The organism is Pseudomonas graminis (assembly GCF_900111735.1).
GTDB classification, from domain to species: domain Bacteria; phylum Pseudomonadota; class Gammaproteobacteria; order Pseudomonadales; family Pseudomonadaceae; genus Aquipseudomonas; species Aquipseudomonas graminis.
The window spans coordinates 183236-204045 of the sequence record NZ_FOHW01000001.1 but is presented as its reverse complement, the minus strand read 5'-3'; the positions used below and the strand labels follow the sequence as shown (position 1 = coordinate 204045).

The window sequence follows — 20810 nt, the reverse complement described above, 5'->3', positions numbered from 1 at the left end:
CGGCTACTCGAAGACTTGCTTGAACCGGCGCTCGGCCAGTTTGCTGCAACCCAGAATGATGATTAGATTCGCCAGTAGCAGAAGCATCGCGATGGCCGCGCCAAGGGGCCAGTTGAGGGTGCCGAGGAATTCGTCGTACGCCGCCGTGGCAACGACTTTCAGACGCCGACCGCCGATGATCGCCGGGGTGGCGAAGGCCGACGCGGCCAGGGCGAAGACGATGATCGAGCCGGACAGCACGCCGGGCATGATCTGCGGCAGGATGATCCGGCGGAACACCGTCAGCCGCGACGCACCGAGGGACAGGCCCGCCCACTCCACTTGCAGGTCCAGCCGTTGCAGGGTGGCCCAGACCGCAATGACCATGAACGGCACCAGCACATGGGTCAGGGCTATCACCACACCGACTTGGGTAAACAGCATTTTTACCGGTTGCTCAGTGATGCCCAGGGCTTGCAGGGCATCGTTGATCAGGCCGTTGTTGCCCAGCAGAATCGCCCAGCCCAGGGTCCGCACCACCACGGAAATCAGCAGCGGCCCCAGCACCACCAGCAGGAACAGCGAACGCCAGCGCGGCGCCATGCGCGCAATGATGATGGTTTCCGGAATACCCAGCAGCACACACAACACCGTGACCGCCAGGGCCATGCCGCCGGTGCGCAGGAAAATCTCGTGGAAGTAATCGTCCCTGAACACCTCCAGGTAATTGCCAAGGCTGTAGCTCGGCACCACGCCGTCGGTGTCGCTGAACAGGTTCAGTGACAGCACGGCGGTCAGCAGCAAGGGCGCCAGCAGCAACGCGATGAACACCAGCAACGCCGGGCCGCTCAGCAGCCACGGCGCCACGCCTACCCGTTCGGCGTCATACCTGGCCATGGGCGACCTCCCGATCGAGCAGGCGCAGGTCGTCGTCCGACCAGTCCAGCCCGACTTCGCTGCCCTCCTCCGGCGGCGGCGTGCCGAGGTTTGGCAGCGTCATGTGAACCAGCCCCAGGCGGCTTTCCACCGCCATCAACCATAGATTGCCGAGGAACACCCGCAGCCGGACGCGCCCGGAAAACCGACCGCTGCCCAGCGCCACCAGCCGGATTTTCTCCGGGCGGATGTAGACGTTGACGTCATTGCCCAGCGCGCGGTCTTCGTGGGGCACGTGCATCAGGGTGTCGTGGACCTGCACGTGGCAGCAGCGGTCGTTACGCAGTTGCACGGCGCCGGCAAACGCATTGGTCTTGCCGAGGAACGCCGACGCGAATGGAGAATGCGGCCGCTCATAGGCTTCGAACGGCGTGTCGATCTGCACGATGCGGCCCTTCTGCATCACTGCGATGCGGTCGCTCATGGTCATGGCTTCGACCTGATCGTGGGTGACCAGGATGGTGGTGATGCCCAGCTCGCGCTGAATCGCCCGCAATTCGATGTGCATCTCTTCGCGCAGCTTGGCGTCCAGGTTGGACATTGGCTCGTCGAGCAACAGCAGGTTTGGGCGGATGGCCAGTGCGCGGGCAATTGCCACCCGCTGGCGCTGACCGCCCGACAGGGCTTTCGGGTAACGCTCACCGAGGCCGGCGAGGCGCACCAGATCCAGCGCTTCATCGACGCGCTTGCCGCGCTCGGCCCTGGGCACGCCGCGCATCTCCAGGCCGAAGCTGATGTTCTGCGCCACCGTCATATGTGGAAACAGCGCATAGCTCTGAAAGACGATGCCCAGCCCGCGCTGTTCAGGGCGCACGTGGGTGATGTCGCGTCCGTCCAGAACGATGCGGCCTTCCGTGGGCTGTACGAAACCGGCGATGGATTGCAACGTGGTGGTCTTGCCGCACCCGGACGGGCCGAGCAAGGCGATGAACTCGCCGTGCCTGACCTCCAGGTTCAAACCGTCAATGGCCCTGAACGTGCCGTAAGTCTTGACGATGCCTTCGAGGGTGAGAAATGCCATGGGCGTGCCACGCAGGCGGACCTGCGTCTCCAGAAGAGTGCTCGGGAAGATCGGCGCGTGCGTCGATCAGCGACTGTCGATCGCGACAGGGATCGGTAGATCGACCGCTAGCGCTCGACGGTGCGGTTCCAGCGAGTGGTCCACTCGCTGCGCTGCTGGTTGATGGTTTCCCAATCGACCTTGATCAGCGCGTTGACCTTCTCCGGCCCGTACGGCATACGCGCGGCGACATCATCCGGCAACTTGACACTCTGGTTCACCGGCGCGAAGCCGTTCTCCCGGGCCTGGATTTCCTGCACTTCTGGTGACAGCACGTACTGAATGAACGCCTGGGCCAGTTCGGATTGCGCGTTGGGGGTCACGCTGCACGCGGCGACCTGCAAGGCGATGCCGCCTTCCTTCGGGTAGATGAATTTGAGCGGAAAACCGGTTCCCTGCAGGGCCACGGCCCGACCGCTGCCGTACACCGCCATGACGATGTCGCCGTTCTGCATCATGCCGTCCATCTCGCCCGGGGCCGAAACCCACGCCAGCACGTTAGGGCCGATTTCATCCTTCAACGCCTTGAAACCGGGATCGATATTCTTCTCGCCGCCCCCCCTCAGCCGGGCCATTTCCACCAGCGTGTGCAGGCCATAGGTGTTGGTCACCGGCGGCATACCGAGCAGTTGTTTGAAGCGTGGGTCGGTGAGGTTCTCCCAGGAATCCGGTGCCGCCCAGCCGCGCTTCTTGAAGGCCTCTTCGTTGTAGCCTATGCCGGTGGCCACCACACCAATCCCCGTGGCTTCAGGGCTCAGCCGCGCCAGCGGGTAAAGATCCTTGTAGATCGGCGCGTCGGTGAGTTTTTCGCACAGGCCCATCTGCAACGCCTGGTACATCGGGCCATCGTCCATCATCGCGACGTTGATCTGCTGACGGCCTTTCTGCGCTTGCAGCTTGGCCAGGGTCTCCGTGGAGTTGCCGGCGACGTAGACGACTTTGACGTTGTGCTGTTTTTCGAAGGCGGGAATGACGCGGTTCTTGTACATCTGCTCGGTGGAGCCGCCGACGCCGGCCACGTACAGCGTGGTTTCGGCGAAGACGGGGGTGCTGCCGATCGCGGCAAGCGTCAGGCCAATGGCCACGGCACTGCGATGGAAGGTACGAAACGGTCGTGCTGCTGAGGGAAGGTCAAGGCTATTCACAGACTATCTCCGAAGTGCGTGGGGCAGATCGAACAATGCGTCAGTCGCTTCGGCGTGAACCGGAGCCATGCATGCAGCGTGCATGCTCCCGGCGAATCCATCGCGGGGTGGCGCATCTTCATGTGCGCTATGGGTGGCTGGGTTCGAGTATTGCGACCTCCCCTCCATATGGTCAAATACGGATATCCGCCTTAGTTATTCATAATTGATATGGAGCGCGACATGAACCTGAGACAGATCGAAGCCTTCCGCAGCGTGATGCGTCTGGGTTCCATGACCGCTGCCGCTGAGGTGCTGTTCACCTCGCAGCCCAACATCAGCCGGTTGATTGCTCAACTGGAGCTCAGCACCGGACTGACCCTGTTCAAGCGCGCCGGCGTCAGGCTGATTCCGACACAGGAGGGCCAGGCTTTTTTTCAAGAGGTCGAGCGCGCTTATGTGGGGCTGGACAGCCTGAAGCTGTCGGCCAAGAACATCCGCAATCTCGGCACGGGGCGCCTGCGGGTGGCGGCCGTGCCTTCCACCGGGCTGAGCATGATTCCCCGGGTGCTGAAGGCGTTCACCGAGACGCGCCCGGAGCTGACCGTTTCCCTGCACGTGAACTCCTCGCCCACCGTCGAGCAGTGGGTGAAGTCGCAGTTCTGTGATGTGGGGCTTGTGGTGCACCCCGGCGATGTCGACAGCCAGCAAATCGAGCTGCTCAGCGAAGTGGCCGCGGTGTGCGTGTTGCCGGCGTCCCATCCCTTGGCAAGCCGAGCGCAGATCACCTTCACCGACCTGGAAGGCGAAACCTTTGTTTCCCTGTGCCACGGCGATGGCACCCGGGCGCTGGTCGACGGCCTGTTCGAGCAGGCCGGCGTTGAGCGGGTCATGACCGTTGAAGCGCAGTACAGCGCGATCAATTGCGAGATGGTCGCGCTGGGCATGGGCATCACCCTCGCCCATCCGCTGGTGGCCCGGGATTATCGCCACCGCGATATTGTCATCCGCCCCTTCGTGCCGCAGATCCTCTTCCCCACCTACGTCATGTGGGCACCGGCCCAGGCGCGGACAAAATTGTCCGAAGAGTTCGTTGATACGCTGAAAGCGTTCTACCGCGACATCGTTTTTTAGGAGCACGCCGCGGCAGCGCCCCCCTTCAGACACCGATCGACTGTAGGAGCGTGGCTTGTCCCGCGATCTGGCGCGCAGCGGCAGCATTCCAGGCGCCGCATTCCGTCAGGCGAAGCGGGTCCAAAGGTTTCACAACCGGTCCCCGGCCGATCGCGGGACAAGCCACACTCCTACAGAACGTGCGTGCGCCGCGTGCTTAGGGTTCCATAGATTCATTGGAGGACGGCGGGAGCAGCGTTCAATGCCCGGCGTAAAAAAAGGCCGTCACGCACCACTGCGTCACGGCCTTTTTACACATCAGCCCATCAATCCAGACGAAACGCGATCACGCTGTCGCCCAGCGTGGTGCCGAGCGAGCCGTGCCCGCCGGCCGAGATGACGACGTACTGCTTGCCGTCGCTGCCCAGGTAGGTCGAAGGCGTCGCCTGGCCGCCCGCCGGCAGCTCCTTCTCCCAGAGCACGTCACCGGTGTTGATGTCGTAGGCGCGGATGAAGTTATCCGCCGTGGCGCCATGGAACACCACGCCGCCCGCCGTCACCAGCGGACCGCCGTGGGCGACCATGCCCATCGGGAAGCCGATCGGGAAGCGGCCCGGCAGGAAAGAGGTCTTGAGGTTTTGGGTGGTGCCGGTGCGGCGCATCCACTCGGTTTTGCCGGTGGTCAGGTCAACGCCGACCATGCGGCCCCACGGCGGCGCAATGCAAGGCACGCCCAGCGCCGAGGCGAACTGCTTGATGCGAATCGCGTAGTCGCCGTTGAAGTTCTCGTTCCAGTACGGCGTACCGTCCTGAGTGAACAACCGTTTCTCGGCGGTTTCCGGCGTGCGCTTGATCAGGTGGTAGGTGTAGGCCAGACGCACCGGCGCGGCGATGAGAATCTGCCGGTCCGGATCGACCGCCACCGAGCCCCAGTTAAATACCCCGATGTTCCCCGGGAAGATCAGCGAGCCCTGCTCGGTGCTCGGCGTCCAAGGGTTGGCGTCGTAGCGCAACTTGTTGTACGTCGTGCGACAGGACATCTGATCGAAAGGCGTCAGCCCCCACATCGATTTCTCGCTCAGCGGTTCCGGGATGAAGTTGATCTTCGACACCGGCTGCGTCGGCGCGAAGTGTTCGCCCGGCACGCCGCCCTGGGTCGATACATTGACCTGAACGACCGGAATGATCGGCTCGCCAGTCAGCCGGTTCAGCACAAAGATGTTGCCCACTTTGGTTGGCAACAGCAGCGCCGGTTGCTGGCTGCCCTCCTTGCCCACGTCCATCAAGGTCGGCTGCGACGGGTTATCCCGGTCCCAGAGGTCGTTGTTCGAGGACTGGAATTTCCATTTGAACGCGCCAGTGTTCAGGTCCAGCGCCACCAGCGTGTCACGGAATTTTTCCGTGTTGCTGTTCGGGTCGCGGTTGATGCCCAGCTCGTCTGGCGAGGCGTTGCCGAACGGCACAAACACCAGGCCGTTTTTCATGTCGGCGCTCAGGGTGCCCCACGCCACGGGTGTGTCCTGCGGGTAGGTCTGGTCGGCGGCGATGGGCCGGGTCATCTCAGGATTGGCCGGGTCGAAATTCCACACCAGTGCGCCGGTCACGGCGTTGTAGGCGCGGATCACACCCGAGGGGTTGCCGTCGTTGTAGCCGTTGTCCATCACTGAACTGCCAACGATGACCAAGTCACCGGCGATCAGCGGCGCAGCCGTCTGCATCAACGCGTGGGGACGAATCTCGCCCATGTTGGCGCTCAGATCGACCACGCCTTTGTTACCGAAATCGCTGCACAGCGTGCCGGTGTCAGCGTCGAGGGCCACCAGTTTTGCGTCTGCGGTGGCGGTGATAATACGCTTGGCGCATTGGCTCGGTGAGGCATCGGCCGCAGCCGTTGCGGCCGGCGCGTAATAGCTGACGCCACGACAGGTCTGGTGCTGCTGCAGGTAAGAGCGGTTCTTCTCCGGCACCCACTTCCAGTCCAGCTTGCCGGTTTCAGGGTTCAGGGCGTGCACTTCGTTGTGCGCGGTGCAGACGTAAACCCGGTTGTTGACCTTCAGCGGCGTCGCTTCAAACGTGTACTCGCCGGCGTCTTTTGCGGCATCGCGCAGATCGCCGGTGTGGTATTCCCACGCCACGGTCAGCTTCTTCACGTTACCCGCATTGATCTTGTCGAGGCTGGAGAAACGCTGACCGTTGTTCGTGCCGCCGTAGGCCACCCAGTCATTGCCGGCTTCGCCCGTGCTGCGCGTCGCCAGCGGGGTGTCGATCTTGCCCGCCACCGGGTAAGGGTCGTAGAACATCACCGCCAGCACGATCAGCATCATCACGCCGACGGTGCCACCCAGAAACGGATGGAAGCGGCGGGTATCGCCCGGGTTATGCGCCTTGTACAGCGGGCGCACCACCCAAGGCAGCGCCAGCCACAGACCCAGCAGCGCGAACAGGTCACCGCGCGGAATCCACTGCCATTTGTCGAAGCCGACCTCGTAGACGATCCAGATCAGAATCGCCCACATCAGCAGCGCATACACCGTCAGCGCCGACCGCTTTTTCAGGACCAGCAGCACCGCCGAGGCCAATACCGCGAGGGCGATCATCGAGTACGCCGCCGAGCCGCCGGCGGCCACCAATTGCGCACCCATGTACAGCAGGGCAATGGCGAAAATCGCCATCACTGCCCCAGTCAATCTCAAGATCATCGTTGGTCGTCCGTGTTGGGGCCGGTGATGGCGCCCGTGTGGGAAGTGGGCGAAAGCGGACTGTTCGAGCCGTCCGTTCGCACGCGTCCTGTCCATATTAGCGCCCACACCTCCCACCCCGGAAAACTTTGTTACTCGCTCGCGAGCCTCTAGCGCAGGGCTTGTGGCGCGCCGGCGCCGTTCAACAACTGCATCTGCTGACGATAATCGTCGGTGACCTGACGCGCCTGGCTGCTGCTGTTGATGACCCGCGGCGTGATCAGCACCAGCAACTCGGTGCGGTCCCTGGATTTGCTGCGATTGCCGAACAGCCAGCCCAGCCCAGGCACCCGGCCGAGATACGGCACGGCGCTGACGCTCTCGCTGTTGTCCTGCTTGATCAGCCCGCCGAGCAACACGGTCTGTCCGCTTTGCGCGGCGACCTGGGTCGACACCGAGCGCGTCGAAATGCGCGGGTTGCCGTTCACCGTCACCGTGCCGTCGGCGTCGCTGACCTGCTGCTGAATGTCCATATACACCAGCCCGCCCGGATTAATGCGCGGCACGACATTGAGGATCACGCCGGTCTGCAGGTACTCGACGCTGCTGAGGGTGGTGTTCGAGACACCGGTGTTGACCGTCGTCTGACTGATGGGGATGTTGTCGCCGACCTGAATCTGCGCGTTTTCGTTGTTCATCACCACCAGCGACGGCGCCGACAGCACCTGGGTGCGGCCGTTGGTTTCCAGGGCATGAATGGCCACTTGCAGGTTGGTGCTGACGAAGGAGTAGAACAGCGAATCTGTCGCGCCCAGACCCGCCCCGCCGCCACCCAGCGCACCTTGACTGCCTGCAGTGTTGGCGACGGTGGTGCTCGTGGAGTTGCCGGCCAGGCGGCCGAGGTACCACTGAACCCCCTGATCCAGCTCGCCGGTCAGCTTGACCTCGAGAATCCGCGTCTCGATCTGCACTTGCAGCGGCGCATTGTCCAGGCGCTTGATCGCTGCTTCGATCTCCTTCCACTGCGCCGGGCGCGTGCGCACCAGCAGCTGGTTGCTGCTTTTCTGCGCCGAGATGCGGGTGGTCGAATCAAGGCCTCTCTGCCCATTACCCGAGGCAGAAGTAGCCGATGATGTGCTGTCGTCGGAACCGCCGTCACTGCGGGTGTCCGCGTCTTGCTCCTGCTCGTCGTCCGAGGTCGCCGTGTTCTGAGTCCCGCTCTGGGACAGGCCGCCTTGGCCGCTACTGTTCAGACCCGTACCGGAACTCATCCCCGTGCCGGAGCCGAGACCGCTCGATGTGCCGCCAGACGTGCCCCCGGTCAACGACGACATCGAGCGCGTGCGCAATCCTGGCGCAACCTTCGCAGCACTCTCCTCTTGTACCGCGCCCGTGCCGTAGATCTGCTTGAGGTATTTCGCCAGGTCGGTGGCCTTCATGTTGCGCACGTCGTACACGTACAGCTGCGGCTCGTTGCCGCCGCCTTCGTCAATGGTGCGAATCCACGTGCCCACCTCGTTCAGGTATTCGGGTTGGGAAGAAAACGCCACCACCGAGTTGGTCCGCTCGATGGGCAGGAACCGCACCATACCGGCCAACGGCATGCCACTGTCCGGTCCGAACAGCTTCTGCAGCTCCGGCATCAGCTCGCTGACCGAGGCCCGTTGCAAACCGAACACGCCCACCGACATGCCCTTGAGCCAGTCGACGTCAAAGGTGTCGATGGTCTGCTGATAGTTCGCCAGCTCCTCAGTAGTGCCCGCCAGGCTCAGCACATTGCGGGCCGGGTCGACCAGCAGGAACGCGTTCTCCCGGGCAAACGGCTTGAGCAGTTTCTGCATTTCCGTGGCCGAGATATAACGCAGCGGAAACAACCGCGCCGACAACCCGGCAGAGGGCTGGGCCACGGCCATTTCCGGCACCAGCTTGCCGGCAATTGCCTGGCTGGCCGGGAGGATGACGTAGCGATTGCCCTGACGAATCATCGCGTTGTCGGTCCATGACAGCAGTGTCTCCAGAATCGACAGTGCCTGCTGCTGGTTGACTCGCCGGGACGTGGAGAAACTCACCTCGCCCTTCACCCCTTGGGCAATGGTGTAGCTCTCGTGAAGCATGTCGCCGAGGATGCTGTTGACCACCGCTTCGATGGGCTGGTTGGCGAAATTGAAGACGATGTCGCCTTCCGGCGCCCGGGGCGTTGCGGCTGTCGGCGCCGGTGTTTTCACGAAGCGCTGGGTGCCCCGGATGATCTGCCGGGTGCCGGTAGTCGCCGTCGAGCTGTCCGCGGCACTGGCTTGTGCCTGGACCGGCAGTTGCTCGCTACGCGGGTCGACCGGCCGCCGCTGGGTGCCGGTTCCATCCAGCGCCTCGCGCAGCATGCCGTTGTCCGGCTCAAGGGTCGTCGGCGCGGTGGTGCAGCCGCTCAAGGTGACGGCGGCGGCCAGGCACAGCAAGGGCGAACGCAGCGTGGCGACGGGTTTCGTGCTAGAGGCACGGCGCAGGTAAGGATTACGGGGCAGGTTCATGGAGGTCTTCACGGGAAAAGGAAAGCGGTGGTGGGGTCGACAGCGCAGGCAATCGCAGACGCCGGACAGTCAGGGTTTCGGTGCGGTCGCCGAGGCCAAACGTGGCACTCGTCGGGCTGATGGCGCGCAGGGTCCAGCCGTTGGGCAACTGCCCGTTAAGGCGGACTTTCAGCGCCGGGCCGGTGGCCGGTTTGATGAATGCCAGCTGCACCGTGCCGTCGAGCAGCACACCGGTCAGGGTCAACCCGCTGAGACTCGACGCTGCCTGCTGAGCTGCTTGTTGCAGGTCCGGACGGCGGTCGACGCTGAACAGCGGGGTCTGCCAGGCGCTGGCCAGGCTGGGCAATTCCACGCGCGGTAATGTCGGCGTTCTTGCCACGACGGCCGGGCGATGATTCGGTTCGGCAGGCAGCCAGTCCGCCGACTGCCAAGTGCCGGTGAGCACCAGGGCGATCAGCGCCAGCAGTACGAGGGCGACGGCCATCAGCACGCGCTCGAGTGGGAGCGGGAAGCGCGTCATGGGGCGGCCTGCGCGGGGTCGGTTTGATCGGTAGATGCCTTGACGGCAACCGGCTGCAGATAGCCGCGAATCAGCAGTTGCACAGTCAGTCGTCCTGCCCCGCCTTTGCCCGGCGCATTGCTCGCGCGACGCACGCTCATGTGATCGATGAACAGCAACGGTCGCTGATATTCCAGCCCGTGCAACACCGCCATCAACGGCTCGATGGCGCACTCCAGGGTGACGCTGACCTTGACCTGGCGGAACGGCTCGTTGCCATCCTGCTCCGGGGTGATCGGCATGCGTTGAGTGAGCGTGCAACCGGGGCCTTTCGCGCCTTGGGCCGTGATGACGTCCGCGACGTGCTGCATGAGATCGGCGGCAACCGCACTCGGGTCTTCGCCGGTCAACAGGCTCGCGCTGCTGGCCGGGTCCTGCTCGGCGCTTGCCAGCGCTGCGCTCAGGCTTTCGCGCTGTTGCACAAGGCCAGCGTAGCGCTGTTGTTGAGACCTGAGCTGCTCGACCTCTTCACCCATGTCCCGCAGCGGGCCGGCGAACCAGCTGTCGAAGAGCAGCCAGTAGCCTGCGCTGATCACCAGGGCGAGGACGATCAATGCCGCGCCGCGACGTTCACGGGGTGTCAGGGCTCGTGTTGTCAGCTCACGGGGCATTCGGCGCATCGGCGACCTCCCGATGCAAGCGTGCGTGCAGGGAAAAGCGCTCTTTGCCGCTGTCGGCGTCGGGCTGGATGACGCCCTGAAACTGCGGATTTTCCAGGCTGGGGCAGTCTTTCAAGTGGTTGATCAGGGCACTGGCGCGCACGCTCTGCCCGGAAAACGACACGTCGTCAGCGTCGATTTCCAGTTGCTCCAGCCAGGTGTCGTCGGGCAGGCAGGCGGTCAGTTGACTCATCAGCGCAGCCATGGTCGGGCGCGCTGCCTTGTGACGGGTCAGGTAGTCGGCGGCGCCGAGGGTGTTGGTCAGTTGCTGACGCAGGTGATGAACCTGCGCCACCTCGCCTCTCTGCGATTGCACCGTGACGCGCATGCCTTCCAGCCGTTGCTGACGATCGTGTAGCCACAGGCCCATCAACGTGACGAGCAACACGGCGCATGACCCGACCAGCACACGACGCCGGTCCACGGCACCACGCGGGCTCACCGGACGCGCGGATTCGGGCAGCAGATCGATCCCCAACGGCGTGCCGTCCGCTGCGCAGACGTCCACCCGTTGCGGCGTCAGGCCCTGGGCGGCGCACTCAGCCAGAATCGCGTGCATGCGCTCGCGGAGGATGGCGATCAGGGTGATCTGCAACCTGCCCGCGCTGCGTCCGCCCTGGCGCACGACGTAAAGCAATTGATCGCGGGGATACGGGGTGTACTTGTCCAGTTCATAGCCGACCACAGCGGTCAGATCCCGCGCGGCTGCGGTCGGCAAGTGCAGCCGATGAATCATCACCAGAGTGGTCGGCAGCATCAGCACCTGGCGGGCGCCGGCCTGCACTACGGGGCCGGACATCGTGATCGGCCAGCGGTGGGTCTGCACGGTTATCGGGGTGCTGAAGCGGTGACGCAAACGCGCCGGTACGCAACCGTGCAATTCCGCCAGCCAGAGCTGCCAGAACCGTTGCGCAGCGCTGCCCTGCCAGCGCCGTTCAACGTTAGCCAGGTACGCCTGAAGCGGCGCAGGGACTGATAGGAGTGAATTCATTCTTGCCAACGCAGCACCCGATACGGCTGAGCGTTACCCTCCGATGGGGACAGTAGAACGGTGGTCTGAAGCCGGGCGATGACGCCACCCCGCAGTTGTGCCTGGCTGTCGATGCTCAGCACGCTGCCAGGGTCGGTGCCCGTGGCTGTCTGTTGCGGCAGGTTCAAGGCGCTGCGCAGCAATGGCGAGGCGAATGCAGCGTCCGGCCGCGACAGCCCGCTCCACAGCGTCACTTCCGGCGCCATGCGCCGGTACAGGCGCTGGGTCATGCCTGGCACCTGGCGCAGCTCTTCGATGACCCGCAACGGCGCAGCGCTGCCATTACGACGGGCCTGCAGGGCTTGGCCCAGGCGCGTCGCCTCGTCGCGATCGGCGCCGCAGGCCTGGGCGACGCGGGTGATGTCCTCATTGCTGGCCGCATTCAGATCTAGCTTGCCGCGTTCGCTGGTGACGCTGACCACCATTCGCGCGTCGTCGAATGCCAGCGGGACCGCGCGGCCGTCGGCGATCCAGCGCTGTCTGTGATCAGTGTCCTGCAATGCCTGCAACGCCAGATTCATGCCGGCCTGGGCCGCCAGCAGCGCCTGGGTATGCTGCCGCTGCCATGACGCCTGGCGAGTTTCCAACTGCACCCAGCCAGCCAGACCGCCAAGCAACAGGCTCAGCGTCGCCACTGCCCACAGCACCAACAACAGCGCCACGCCGCGCTGTCGATTCATTCCGCGCCTCCCGCAGCTGGCGCAGCACCGGAGGCCCCGCCGGACAGATCAAGGCGCAGGGCGATGACTTCGCCGGGCCAGTTCACCGGGCCGTTCATCTGCACCTCGACGCGCACGGCGCGGGGCAAACGGTTGGGCCACGGCCACTCAGTCAGCCAGCCGGTCGCCTCACCTTTTGGGGTCACGCCGCGATAGCTCAGCGACAAGCCATCCACGCCGTGAAGCAGCACCTGAGGCTCACCCCACGCGCGTAATACGTTGTCCTGGACTTGGGCGAAAGCGATCTGCAAACGCCGGTCCGTTGTCGGGCCGGAGACTTCCAGAGTGTGCAGCTGAATGCCGCCGCCCAGGTTGCCCGGCAAGGTCGCGGCAAACTGCATGCGTTGCGCCGAACCTACGAAGAGCCCGGCACCGGAGTGGTCGTTTTCCGCCAGATCCAGCGGCAGCGCCTGACTGATGGCCTGGCGCAAAAAGCCTTGGGCGGCCCGCCGTTCATCCAGGCGTGAGGTGTAGTGATCGGCCTTGACCACCGCGCGGTTGGCGCCCACAAGCGCGCCGCCGATCAGTGTCAGCAGCACCGCCAACAGGCTCAGCACGATCATGATTTCCAGCAGGGTGAAGCCGCGTTGTTGATTGTTCACTGGGCGCCCGCCTTCGCCGGATTGACCAGCCGCAGGGTGCTGAACCGCGCCTGATGCCGGCCTTCGCTGACGATCACATTCACCCGCAACATTCGCGGCTGCCCGGCGTCGGTGGGCAACGCCCAGACGTTCATGGCCCACTCAATGCCATCGTCCATCACGCCGTTGCTCAGCCCCGCCTGCAAGGCGCCGACCGCCTGATCATCCAGCACCGAGCGCGCCGCCTGGCTGAGCCGGTCCGCGCGATCGACCTGCTGCAACGAGCGCGCGCTTTGCCCGAACCCCATCAGCAGCACGCCACTGCACAGGGCCATGACCACCAGCGCGGCGAGCATTTCCAGCAGCGTGAAACCGGACTGACCGATGCGGGCACTCATGGCAAGGCGCGGCTCTTGACGCTGCCGGTCAGCCAGCCAACATCAATGCGCCAACGCCGATCGCCCTGGAACACCAGCAGATTGCCGCCGCTGGAACTGCCATCCGGGTAGAACGCGAACGCTGCGCCCCCGCCCTCCCCTAGATCCGCAGCCGTGTTCAGCTGCACGCCGACCTCGGCGGGCCATTGTTCCGGCCGTTTGCCGGGGGCCTTGAAGGTGCGGCGGTCGAGATCGAATGAGGTCTCGCGAGTCTGGCCGCTGATGATCGCCGCGCTGCGGGTCGTGCGCAGGGCCTGAACCATTTGCCCAAGCAACTGGCGATCCGCGGCCTGCTGCAAACCCTTGTGCAAGCCGAACCCGACCACGCCGATGCCGATGCTCATCAAGACGATGACCACCAGCATCTCCAGCAGGGTAAAACCACGGCTTGCCTCAGGCGCGTTCATGCTCGCCGATTACTCCCAGTTGCCCAGGTCAGCGTTATAGCCTTCGCCGCCGGGCTGGCCGTCCTGACCGTAGAAAATCAGGTCGAACGCACCGTGCTCACCAGGGGAACGGAAGCCGAAGGCGTGACCGAAGGGGTCCTTGAGGTCCGACGGCTTGGCGTACGGCCCGGCCCAGCCTGAAGCGTTGGTCGGCCTTTCGACCAGTTGCTGCAGGGTTTTCGGCGGCGAACCCAGGTCCAGGCCGTAGCTTTCGATCTTCATGCTCAGGCTCGCCAACTGCGCCTTGCCGGCGCCGTACTTGCCCTTGTCGACGTTGCCGCCGACCTGGCGCACGACAATGGTCGCCACGATGCCCAGCAGCACGATGACCGCGAGCATCTCCAGCAGGGTGAAGCCGCGCTGGCGGCGGGTTGCAGCGGTATACGGAGTACGACGCATCGGTCTGGTTCTCTGATTGAAAGGGTTCGGGCTTCAGATATTGCTGGTCAAGCTCATCAGCGGCAGCATGATGGCCAGCATGATCACCGCCACCAGCACCGCCATGACCACGGTCAAGGTCGGCACCAGCGCGGCGAGCATGCGGTCGATGCCGCGTTTGGCCTCGACATCGAACACGTCGGCCACCTTCAGCAACATGGTGTCCAGTTCGCCGGCCTGTTCGCCGACCTCGATCATTTGCAGGGCCAGGTCCGGCAGTAGCGGTTGCTCGCCGAACGCGCTGGCCAGCGTGCCGCCGCCTTTAACCGACTCACTGGCCTGCTCGACCTGCTGCTGCAGCGCCCGGTTGCTGCACACTTGCCGGGCGATGACCAGCGCCTGCAACAACGCCACGCCATTACTCAACAAGGTCCCGAGGGTTCGCGACAGCCGTGCTGCTTCGATGCGCTGCAGCAACGGGCCAATCACGCGCATGCGCAACAGGCGCCGGTCACGTCGCAACCGGCGTTGGGGATCGCGAGAGCGCAAGGCGATGACCCAGATCAACGCAATGCTGCCGGCCAGCAGCATCAACCCGTAGTCACTGAGGAACTGCCCGAGCCAGAGAATCGCCTGGGTGATGAAGGGAATCGGCACGCCGAGGTCGCGGAAGATCGGCACGAACTGCGGCACCACGTAAGCCAGCAGCAGCGCCAGGGAACCGAGCACGCCGACCACCAGAAACGCCGGGTAGATCAGCGCGTTGATCACCTCGCCGCGCAGCAGTTGGCTGCGCTCCAGGTAGTCGCTGAGCTGACGCAGGGTGTTTTCCAGCGCGCCGCCGGCTTCGCCTGCGCGGACCATGCTGATGTACAGCGGCGAAAACTGCCGGCCCTCTTCTTCCAGGGCCACGGACAGCGGCTTGCCGGCCTTGACCTGTTCGCGAATGCGCTCGATCAGCGCACGGGTCTGAATCTGGTTCCGGGACTGGCCGGGTTGGCGCAGCAGAATGGTCAGCGAGCGTTCCAGGGGCTGGCCGGCGCCGAGCAGGGTCGCCAGTTGCTGGGTAAAACTCATCAGCGCAGCGCCGCTCAAGGTGCCGCGACCGAGGGCCTGACGCAGCCCGCCCAGGCTCGACGGCTCGACCTGCAAGACCATCCAGCCGCGCTTGTGCAGCAAGGCGATGGCCACGTCACGGTCGGCGGCGTCAAGCAAACCATTTTGCTCAGCGCCCTGTCCGTCCAGCGCGCGGTATTTGAACGGGGTCATGTCATTCGCCTCGGGTGACGCGCAGGACTTCTTCGAGCGAGGTAATCCCCGCCACCGCCTGCCGCAAACCCTCCTCATGCAAGGTGCGCAAACCCGCACGGCGCGCGGCGTGCTCCAGCGTCGAGGCATCGGCGCGGCTCATCAGCAGGCTGCGCAGTTCCTCGTTCATCACCAGCAATTCAGTGATTGCACTGCGGCCCCGATACCCGCCGCCGGGTGCATCGGTGCGCGGGCGGTAGAGAAGAATCGGGCGCTCGTCGGTGAAGCGCTCCAGCTCGTGTTCGTCTATCAGCGCCTGAGGGGCTTCGAAGGCTTCGCGGGTGAGCGGATCGAGGCGGCGCACCAGGCGCTGGGCGAGAATGCCGTTGACCGTCGAGGCGATGAGGTAGCTCTCGACACCCATGTCCAGCAAGCGCGTGATACTTGCCGCCGCGCTGTTGGTGTGCAGCGTCGACAGCACCAGGTGCCCGGTCAGCGAAGACTGAATGGCGATGCGGCAGGTTTCCAGATCGCGCATTTCACCGATCATGATCACGTCCGGGTCTTGCCGGACGATGGAGCGCAGCGCCCCGGCGAAGTCGAGGCCGATGGCCGGCTTGACCTGAATCTGGTTGATCCCTTCGAGCTGGTATTCCACCGGGTCTTCGACGGTGATGATCTTGCGCTCGGCCGTGTTGAGCCGCGACAGCGCGGTGTAGAGCGTGGTGGTCTTGCCCGAACCGGTCGGCCCGGTCACCAGCAGAATGCCGTGGGGCCGTTCGAGCACCGCCAGAAAGGCATCAAGGCGCTCGCCGTCGAAACCCAGGCTGGGGAAGTCGAAATTGATGGTCTGCCGATCCAGCAGACGCATGACCACCGACTCGCCGAAACTGGTGGGCACGGTGCTCACCCGCAGGTCCAGCTCCTTGCCCTGAATACGCAGCATGATCCGGCCATCCTGGGGCAAGCGCCGCTCGGCGATGTCGAGGCGCGCCATGATTTTCAGGCGGGAGATCACCGCTGCCGAAGAACTGGACGGCGGCGCTTCGGCTTCGTGGAGCACGCCGTCGATGCGATAACGCACTTTCAGCTGGCTCTCGAAGGGCTCGATGTGAATGTCCGAGGCGCGCTGCTCGACGGCCCGCTGCAGGATCAGGTTGACCAGGCGTATCACCGGCGCTTCAGAGGCAAGGTCCTTGAGGTGTTCGATGTCTTCCGGCGAGCCGTTGTGGTCGTCGAGGGATTCGATCAGCGTGCCGATGGCGCTACGGCCCTGGCCGTAATAGCGCTCGATCAGCGTGTCGACGTCATTGCGCGAACCGATCGACAGCCACACCAGTACCTGACAGCAATAGGCAATGGCTTCAAACGCATAGGGCTCGCAGGGGTTGGCCGACACCACGTGCAGACCGTCTTCACGCCACGCCAGGGGCACGACCTGGAAATGCCGCATGAAGCGCTCGGTCAAGGCCGGCAACGGATCAAGCATGTCGGCCGCGGCGTCAAGTGTCAGAAGCGGCGTCTGCAGCAGCGCTGCCCAGGCCCGAGCCATCTCCGTTTCCGAGACCAGCCCCAGGCGGGTCAGCAAGGCCAGCAGCCCGGCGCCTTCGGATTCGGCCATCAAGCGCCGCGCCCGCTCCAGGTCAGCAGCCTTCAGCCCGGCGTTCGCCGACAGCCACGCGCAGACCTGCTCGGCGTCCGGAATCTTCAGTTGTCTGGCGTCGAGCGGGTTTAGGGGCATGGTGGTTTAAGGTCTGGATGGATAACGGCGTGAGGCACTTTATTAACTAATAAACGGTTAACTCGTTTAATCGCGCCCACGGGTTATAAGCCGCGGACAATTCATCCAGCGGCTGACAATCAATTCGGCTTTAACTTTAATGCTGTAAACGGCTTGCTCATCAACAAGCAATTGCTAATAACCGCCAAAGCTGGCGACTGTGTACCGGCAACTAAGGCGGCTATGCAGTCGTCTGATTTGTCGAGGATTACTCAGCGCCGGGAGAGCTTACCAGCAAGCTAAACCTAATAGCAATTAGGTTTTCTACATAGCAATTCGTAACCATTCTTAGCGATAATTACGCCTGCTTACTGACTTTTAAGCGATTATATTGGCGTTTTATTGCGCAGAAATCCGGTTTTTCATCTCGACCCCAGCGCCGGACCCTGCTCAGAAACCGAGATCAAGGTGCCTTTTCACTCACCGCTCGTCTAATTAAAAAATAATCTTGCAAACCCTGAACTAATCAGTAGATTCCCCGGACTTAACGTTCGTCCTGTTCCCCTCTGGACGGGTTTGCACGTTTATTTAATTTCCACCCCCCATCAATCGAGAAACAATCGATGAATAGACCCCTGCTGTCTGTTTGCAGCGTCGTGCTTTTCGGCGCCTGCAGTTTTGCTGCTGTTGCGGCGGACTCTACGTCCAGTCAAAACGCAACTTCTGCAGAAACCGTTCGCGCCCAAGTTGAAAAACAGCGCGACCAGCTCTCTGGCGTCGACAAGGTAGCCGTGCCGACCACCAAGACCTCCTCTGCGGTGCTTGATGCTCCCGTCGACACCGGTGATGCGCCGGTACTGGTGCAAAAGCCATGACCGACCGCCACGACATCACGAACTGCCACCCGCCCACGAGGACGTTGCCCTTGTCAGCTTTCAAACAGACTATGGCGTTGAGCCTGCTGGCCATCAGCGTCGCCCAGGCCACCCTCGTTCACGCCGCCACGCCGATGACCGGCAACGAGGTTGAAGCCCGCGTTGGCGCGGTGCTCGACAACATGAACATCTCGGAGAAGATCAACTTCACCCGGGTTGACGACGGCCACATGATCCCCCGACTGCCCAAGTGGGGCATGGAAGGCACCATCGCCTACGACTCGTCGATGGGTGTGCACGTCAACAACGCCACGTTCGGCGCGCAATACCCGGCGCAGTCTGCCCTGGCCGCGACCTGGAGCATCAACCGCGCCAAGGAATTCGGTCTGGCGATCGGTTACGAAACGCGGATCTCCGGCGGTCAGCAAATGCTCTCCCCGGGTGTCAACCTGTACCGCACACCGTTTGGCGGTCGCTCCGCCGAATACGTCAGTGGCGAGGACCCGTTCCTCGGCGCCGTCATGGGCCCGGCCATCGCCAACGGCATCCAGGCCCAGGGCATTCAGGCAGCGGGCAAGCATTTCCTGGCCAACGAGCAGGAAGCCAACCGTCACTACGTGAACATCAAGGCCGACGAGCGCACCTTGCGCGAGCTGTATCTGCCGGGTTTCGAATCGCTGGTGAAGAACGCCAACGTCGCGTCGATCATGTGCGGCTATAACAAGATCAACGGCGATTACGCCTGTGAAAACCATCATTTCCTGACCGAAGTGCTCAAGGGTGAATGGGGCTATCAAGGCAACGTAATGAGCGACTTCAACTCGGTGCAGGATGCGTTCAAAGGCGCCTGGGCCGGGACTGACATCGACATGCCGTCAGGCCTGCAATTCACCGAAGCCAAGCTGCTGCCTTACCTCTGGAGCGGTCAGCTGACCCAGAACGTCATCGACGACAAGGTCAAGCGCAACCTGCGCGCGCTGGTGAGCTACGGCTTCGACAAGCAACTGAACAAGGCGCAAACCCTTGATCACCCTGAATACGGCCAACGCGCAGCGCTGAACATGGCGCGGGAATCCATTGTCCTGCTGCGCAACGAGAAGACCTCGGCGGGCAAGCCCCTGCTGCCGCTGGCACGCGATGCGAAGATTGCTGTGATTGGCGACTTGGCCCTGCAGCCGCCGACTTCACCATTCGGCACGCCTAACTCGCCGCCGAACACCTACGTCACCGAACTCAGCGGTCTGCAGCAGCTGGCTTCGAACGGCGCGAACGTCGAATACCTGCGAGAGATGAGCCTCAATCCCAAGGCGTCCGTCTGGTATCAGCCGAGCACCGGGCAGAACGGCATCAGCAACACGGGTGTGAAGGCCGAGTACTTCTCCAACACCGAGCTGGCCGGTTCTCCTGCCACGACCCGCGTCGAACCGGGCGTCAATCTGAGCTGGACCACCAACACCAACACCACCGATAGCGGCGTCACTGCGGTGTCTGGCTTCAACACCACGCCAGGCGCGTTCTCCGCACGCTTCACTTCGAAAATCAAGCCAACCATTTCCGGTGAGCAGGTCTTCAAAGTGCGTGCCGACGGTGCGTTCAAGTTGTGGGTCAACGACGAGCTGGTGCTGGAAAACGACGGCACCGAGAAGTCCTTCGACCTGATCAACGCACTGGTCACTTCCGGCAAAACCGCGAAGTTGCAAGCCGGAAAGGAATACACGGTCAAGCTGGAATACCGTCGCCTGCAAGGCAACTTCACTCCAGTACTGGGCGGCATGGCAGGCGTTCAGATGAGCTGGGCGTCCTTGCGTCCGCCGAAGGATCTCTCGAAGTACGATGCCGTGGTCATCGCCGCCGGTACCAATTTCGAGTACGAAGGCGAGTCCAACGACCACGACTACGCACTGCCCGAGTATCAGTCCGACCTGATCACCTACGCCACCAAGGCCAACCCCAACACCGTGGTGGTCTTGCACAGCGGCGGCGCGCTGGACATGCAGCCGTGGGCGAACAAGGTAGGCGCCAGCCTGCACGCCTGGTTCCCGGGTCAGCAAGGCGGTCAAGCCCTGGCCGAGATTCTCTACGGCAAGGTCAACCCGTCGGGCAAATTGCCGATCACCATCGACAAGAAGATCGAGGACAACCCGAGCTACCCGTCGTACTCCGATCCCAAGCAGTACCTGGGTGACAACGCGCTGACCGAAATGAACTACAGCGAAGGCATCTACCTGGGCTATCGCGGTTATGACAAGAAGCACGCCAAGCCGCTGTATCCGTTCGGCTATGGCCTGTCCTACACCACGTTCGACTACAGCGACCTGAAGCTGTCGACCAACGTGATGGCGCCGGGCAGCACGGTTGACGTGAAATTCACCGTCACCAACAGCGGCTCCCAGGCCGGTTTCGAGGTCGCGCAGCTGTACGTTCACCCTGCAAACCCTGCGGTTGACCGTCCTGAGAAGGAGTTGAAGGGCTTCACCAAGGTTTACCTGCAACCGGGCGAAAGCAAGACCGTGAGCATCCCGATCGATTCGCGCTCCCTGGCGTACTACGTCGAGAAAACCGACAGCTGGGATGTGGACGCCGGCAAGTTCAAGATCCTCGTAGGGCCTGATTCCGAAGACCTGCCGCTGGATCGCACCTTGATCACGCTCTTCCCGGAACACCTGACCACCCGCGACAGCAACCCGCTGCCGTCTCCACTGCGCAAAGCAGTACAGGTCAGCGCCGCACAGACCTACTAAGC

18 protein-coding genes are annotated in these 20810 nt (G+C 63.3%); 3 read left to right on the top strand and 15 right to left on the bottom strand.

Annotation, left to right across the window (positions count from 1 at the left end):
• Nucleotides 1-3 precede the first annotated feature (3 nt).
• The 3 genes from BMY98_RS00840 to BMY98_RS00830 all read right to left on the bottom strand — a co-directional run bounded on the left by BMY98_RS00840 (nt 4) and on the right by BMY98_RS00830 (nt 3120).
• On the bottom strand, nt 4-876 hold the full coding sequence (locus BMY98_RS00840) for an ABC transporter permease (protein ID WP_074883394.1): 873 nt from the start codon (nt 874-876) through the stop codon (nt 4-6).
• Nucleotides 863-1936: an ABC transporter ATP-binding protein gene (locus BMY98_RS00835; protein ID WP_074883391.1), complete on the bottom strand. Its 1074-nt coding sequence runs from the start codon at nt 1934-1936 to the stop codon at nt 863-865. Before BMY98_RS00835 ends, BMY98_RS00840 begins: the two co-directional genes overlap by 14 nt.
• 107 nt (nt 1937-2043) lie before the next feature.
• Nucleotides 2044-3120 carry an ABC transporter substrate-binding protein gene (locus BMY98_RS00830; protein WP_083398677.1) on the bottom strand — a complete coding sequence of 359 codons (1077 nt, stop codon included), beginning with the start codon at nt 3118-3120 and terminating at the stop codon, nt 2044-2046.
• 222 nt (nt 3121-3342) lie between these two features.
• Here BMY98_RS00830 and BMY98_RS00825 point away from each other — a divergent pair, with 222 nt between their 5' ends.
• Nucleotides 3343-4233: a LysR substrate-binding domain-containing protein gene (locus tag BMY98_RS00825; RefSeq protein WP_074883385.1), complete on the top strand. Its 891-nt coding sequence runs from the start codon at nt 3343-3345 to the stop codon at nt 4231-4233.
• 305 nt (nt 4234-4538) lie between these two features.
• Here the strand turns inward: BMY98_RS00825 and BMY98_RS00820 are convergent, their stop codons facing one another.
• The 12 genes from BMY98_RS00820 to gspE form a co-directional block, all read right to left on the bottom strand.
• Nucleotides 4539-6911 (bottom strand): membrane-bound PQQ-dependent dehydrogenase, glucose/quinate/shikimate family, encoded by a 2373-nt coding sequence (locus tag BMY98_RS00820; RefSeq protein WP_074883382.1) that lies wholly within the window; start codon nt 6909-6911, stop codon nt 4539-4541.
• Nucleotides 6912-7060: 149 nt separating this feature from the next.
• Nucleotides 7061-9415, bottom strand: coding sequence for a type II secretion system secretin GspD (gene gspD, locus BMY98_RS00815; protein WP_074883379.1), 2355 nt, complete (start codon nt 9413-9415; stop codon nt 7061-7063).
• Nucleotides 9399-9935, bottom strand: a complete 537-nt coding sequence (locus tag BMY98_RS00810; protein ID WP_074883376.1) for a hypothetical protein — start codon at nt 9933-9935, stop codon at nt 9399-9401. The genes gspD and BMY98_RS00810 overlap by 17 nt, the downstream gene beginning before the upstream one ends.
• Complete coding sequence (gene gspM, locus BMY98_RS00805; protein ID WP_074883838.1) at nt 9932-10585, bottom strand: type II secretion system protein GspM; 654 nt, start codon at nt 10583-10585, stop codon at nt 9932-9934. Before gspM ends, BMY98_RS00810 begins: the two co-directional genes overlap by 4 nt.
• Entirely contained in the window at nt 10575-11624 is a 1050-nt protein-coding gene (locus tag BMY98_RS00800) for a PilN domain-containing protein (RefSeq protein WP_074883373.1), read from the bottom strand. Before BMY98_RS00800 ends, gspM begins: the two co-directional genes overlap by 11 nt.
• Entirely contained in the window at nt 11621-12343 is a 723-nt protein-coding gene (locus BMY98_RS00795) for a type II secretion system minor pseudopilin (RefSeq protein ID WP_074883369.1), read from the bottom strand. Before BMY98_RS00795 ends, BMY98_RS00800 begins: the two co-directional genes overlap by 4 nt.
• Complete coding sequence (locus BMY98_RS00790) at nt 12340-12984, bottom strand: prepilin-type N-terminal cleavage/methylation domain-containing protein (RefSeq protein WP_074883366.1); 645 nt, start codon at nt 12982-12984, stop codon at nt 12340-12342. The genes BMY98_RS00795 and BMY98_RS00790 overlap by 4 nt, the downstream gene beginning before the upstream one ends.
• Nucleotides 12981-13361: a PulJ/GspJ family protein gene (locus tag BMY98_RS00785; protein WP_074883363.1), complete on the bottom strand. Its 381-nt coding sequence runs from the start codon at nt 13359-13361 to the stop codon at nt 12981-12983. Before BMY98_RS00785 ends, BMY98_RS00790 begins: the two co-directional genes overlap by 4 nt.
• A complete protein-coding gene (locus BMY98_RS00780) occupies nt 13358-13807 on the bottom strand; it encodes a prepilin-type N-terminal cleavage/methylation domain-containing protein (RefSeq protein WP_074883359.1) in 450 nt (149 codons plus the stop codon). The genes BMY98_RS00785 and BMY98_RS00780 overlap by 4 nt, the downstream gene beginning before the upstream one ends.
• A gap of 9 nt (nt 13808-13816) precedes the next feature.
• Nucleotides 13817-14245 (bottom strand): type II secretion system major pseudopilin GspG, encoded by a 429-nt coding sequence (gene gspG / locus BMY98_RS00775; RefSeq protein ID WP_074883356.1) that lies wholly within the window; start codon nt 14243-14245, stop codon nt 13817-13819.
• 33 nt (nt 14246-14278) lie between these two features.
• Nucleotides 14279-15493 carry a type II secretion system inner membrane protein GspF gene (gene gspF, locus BMY98_RS00770; RefSeq protein ID WP_074883353.1) on the bottom strand — a complete coding sequence of 405 codons (1215 nt, stop codon included), beginning with the start codon at nt 15491-15493 and terminating at the stop codon, nt 14279-14281.
• Between the two features lies 1 nt (nt 15494).
• Nucleotides 15495-17213: a type II secretion system ATPase GspE gene (gspE, locus tag BMY98_RS00765; protein ID WP_074883352.1), complete on the bottom strand. Its 1719-nt coding sequence runs from the start codon at nt 17211-17213 to the stop codon at nt 15495-15497.
• Between the two features lie 602 nt (nt 17214-17815).
• Between gspE and BMY98_RS00760 the strand changes: the two genes are divergently transcribed.
• Both BMY98_RS00760 and BMY98_RS00755 read left to right on the top strand, forming a co-directional pair.
• Nucleotides 17816-18067 (top strand): hypothetical protein, encoded by a 252-nt coding sequence (locus BMY98_RS00760; RefSeq protein WP_122624976.1) that lies wholly within the window; start codon nt 17816-17818, stop codon nt 18065-18067.
• A 71-nt stretch (nt 18068-18138) separates the two neighbouring features.
• Nucleotides 18139-20808, top strand: coding sequence for a beta-glucosidase (locus BMY98_RS00755; RefSeq protein WP_425438835.1), 2670 nt, complete (start codon nt 18139-18141; stop codon nt 20806-20808).
• Nucleotides 20809-20810 lie beyond the last annotated feature (2 nt).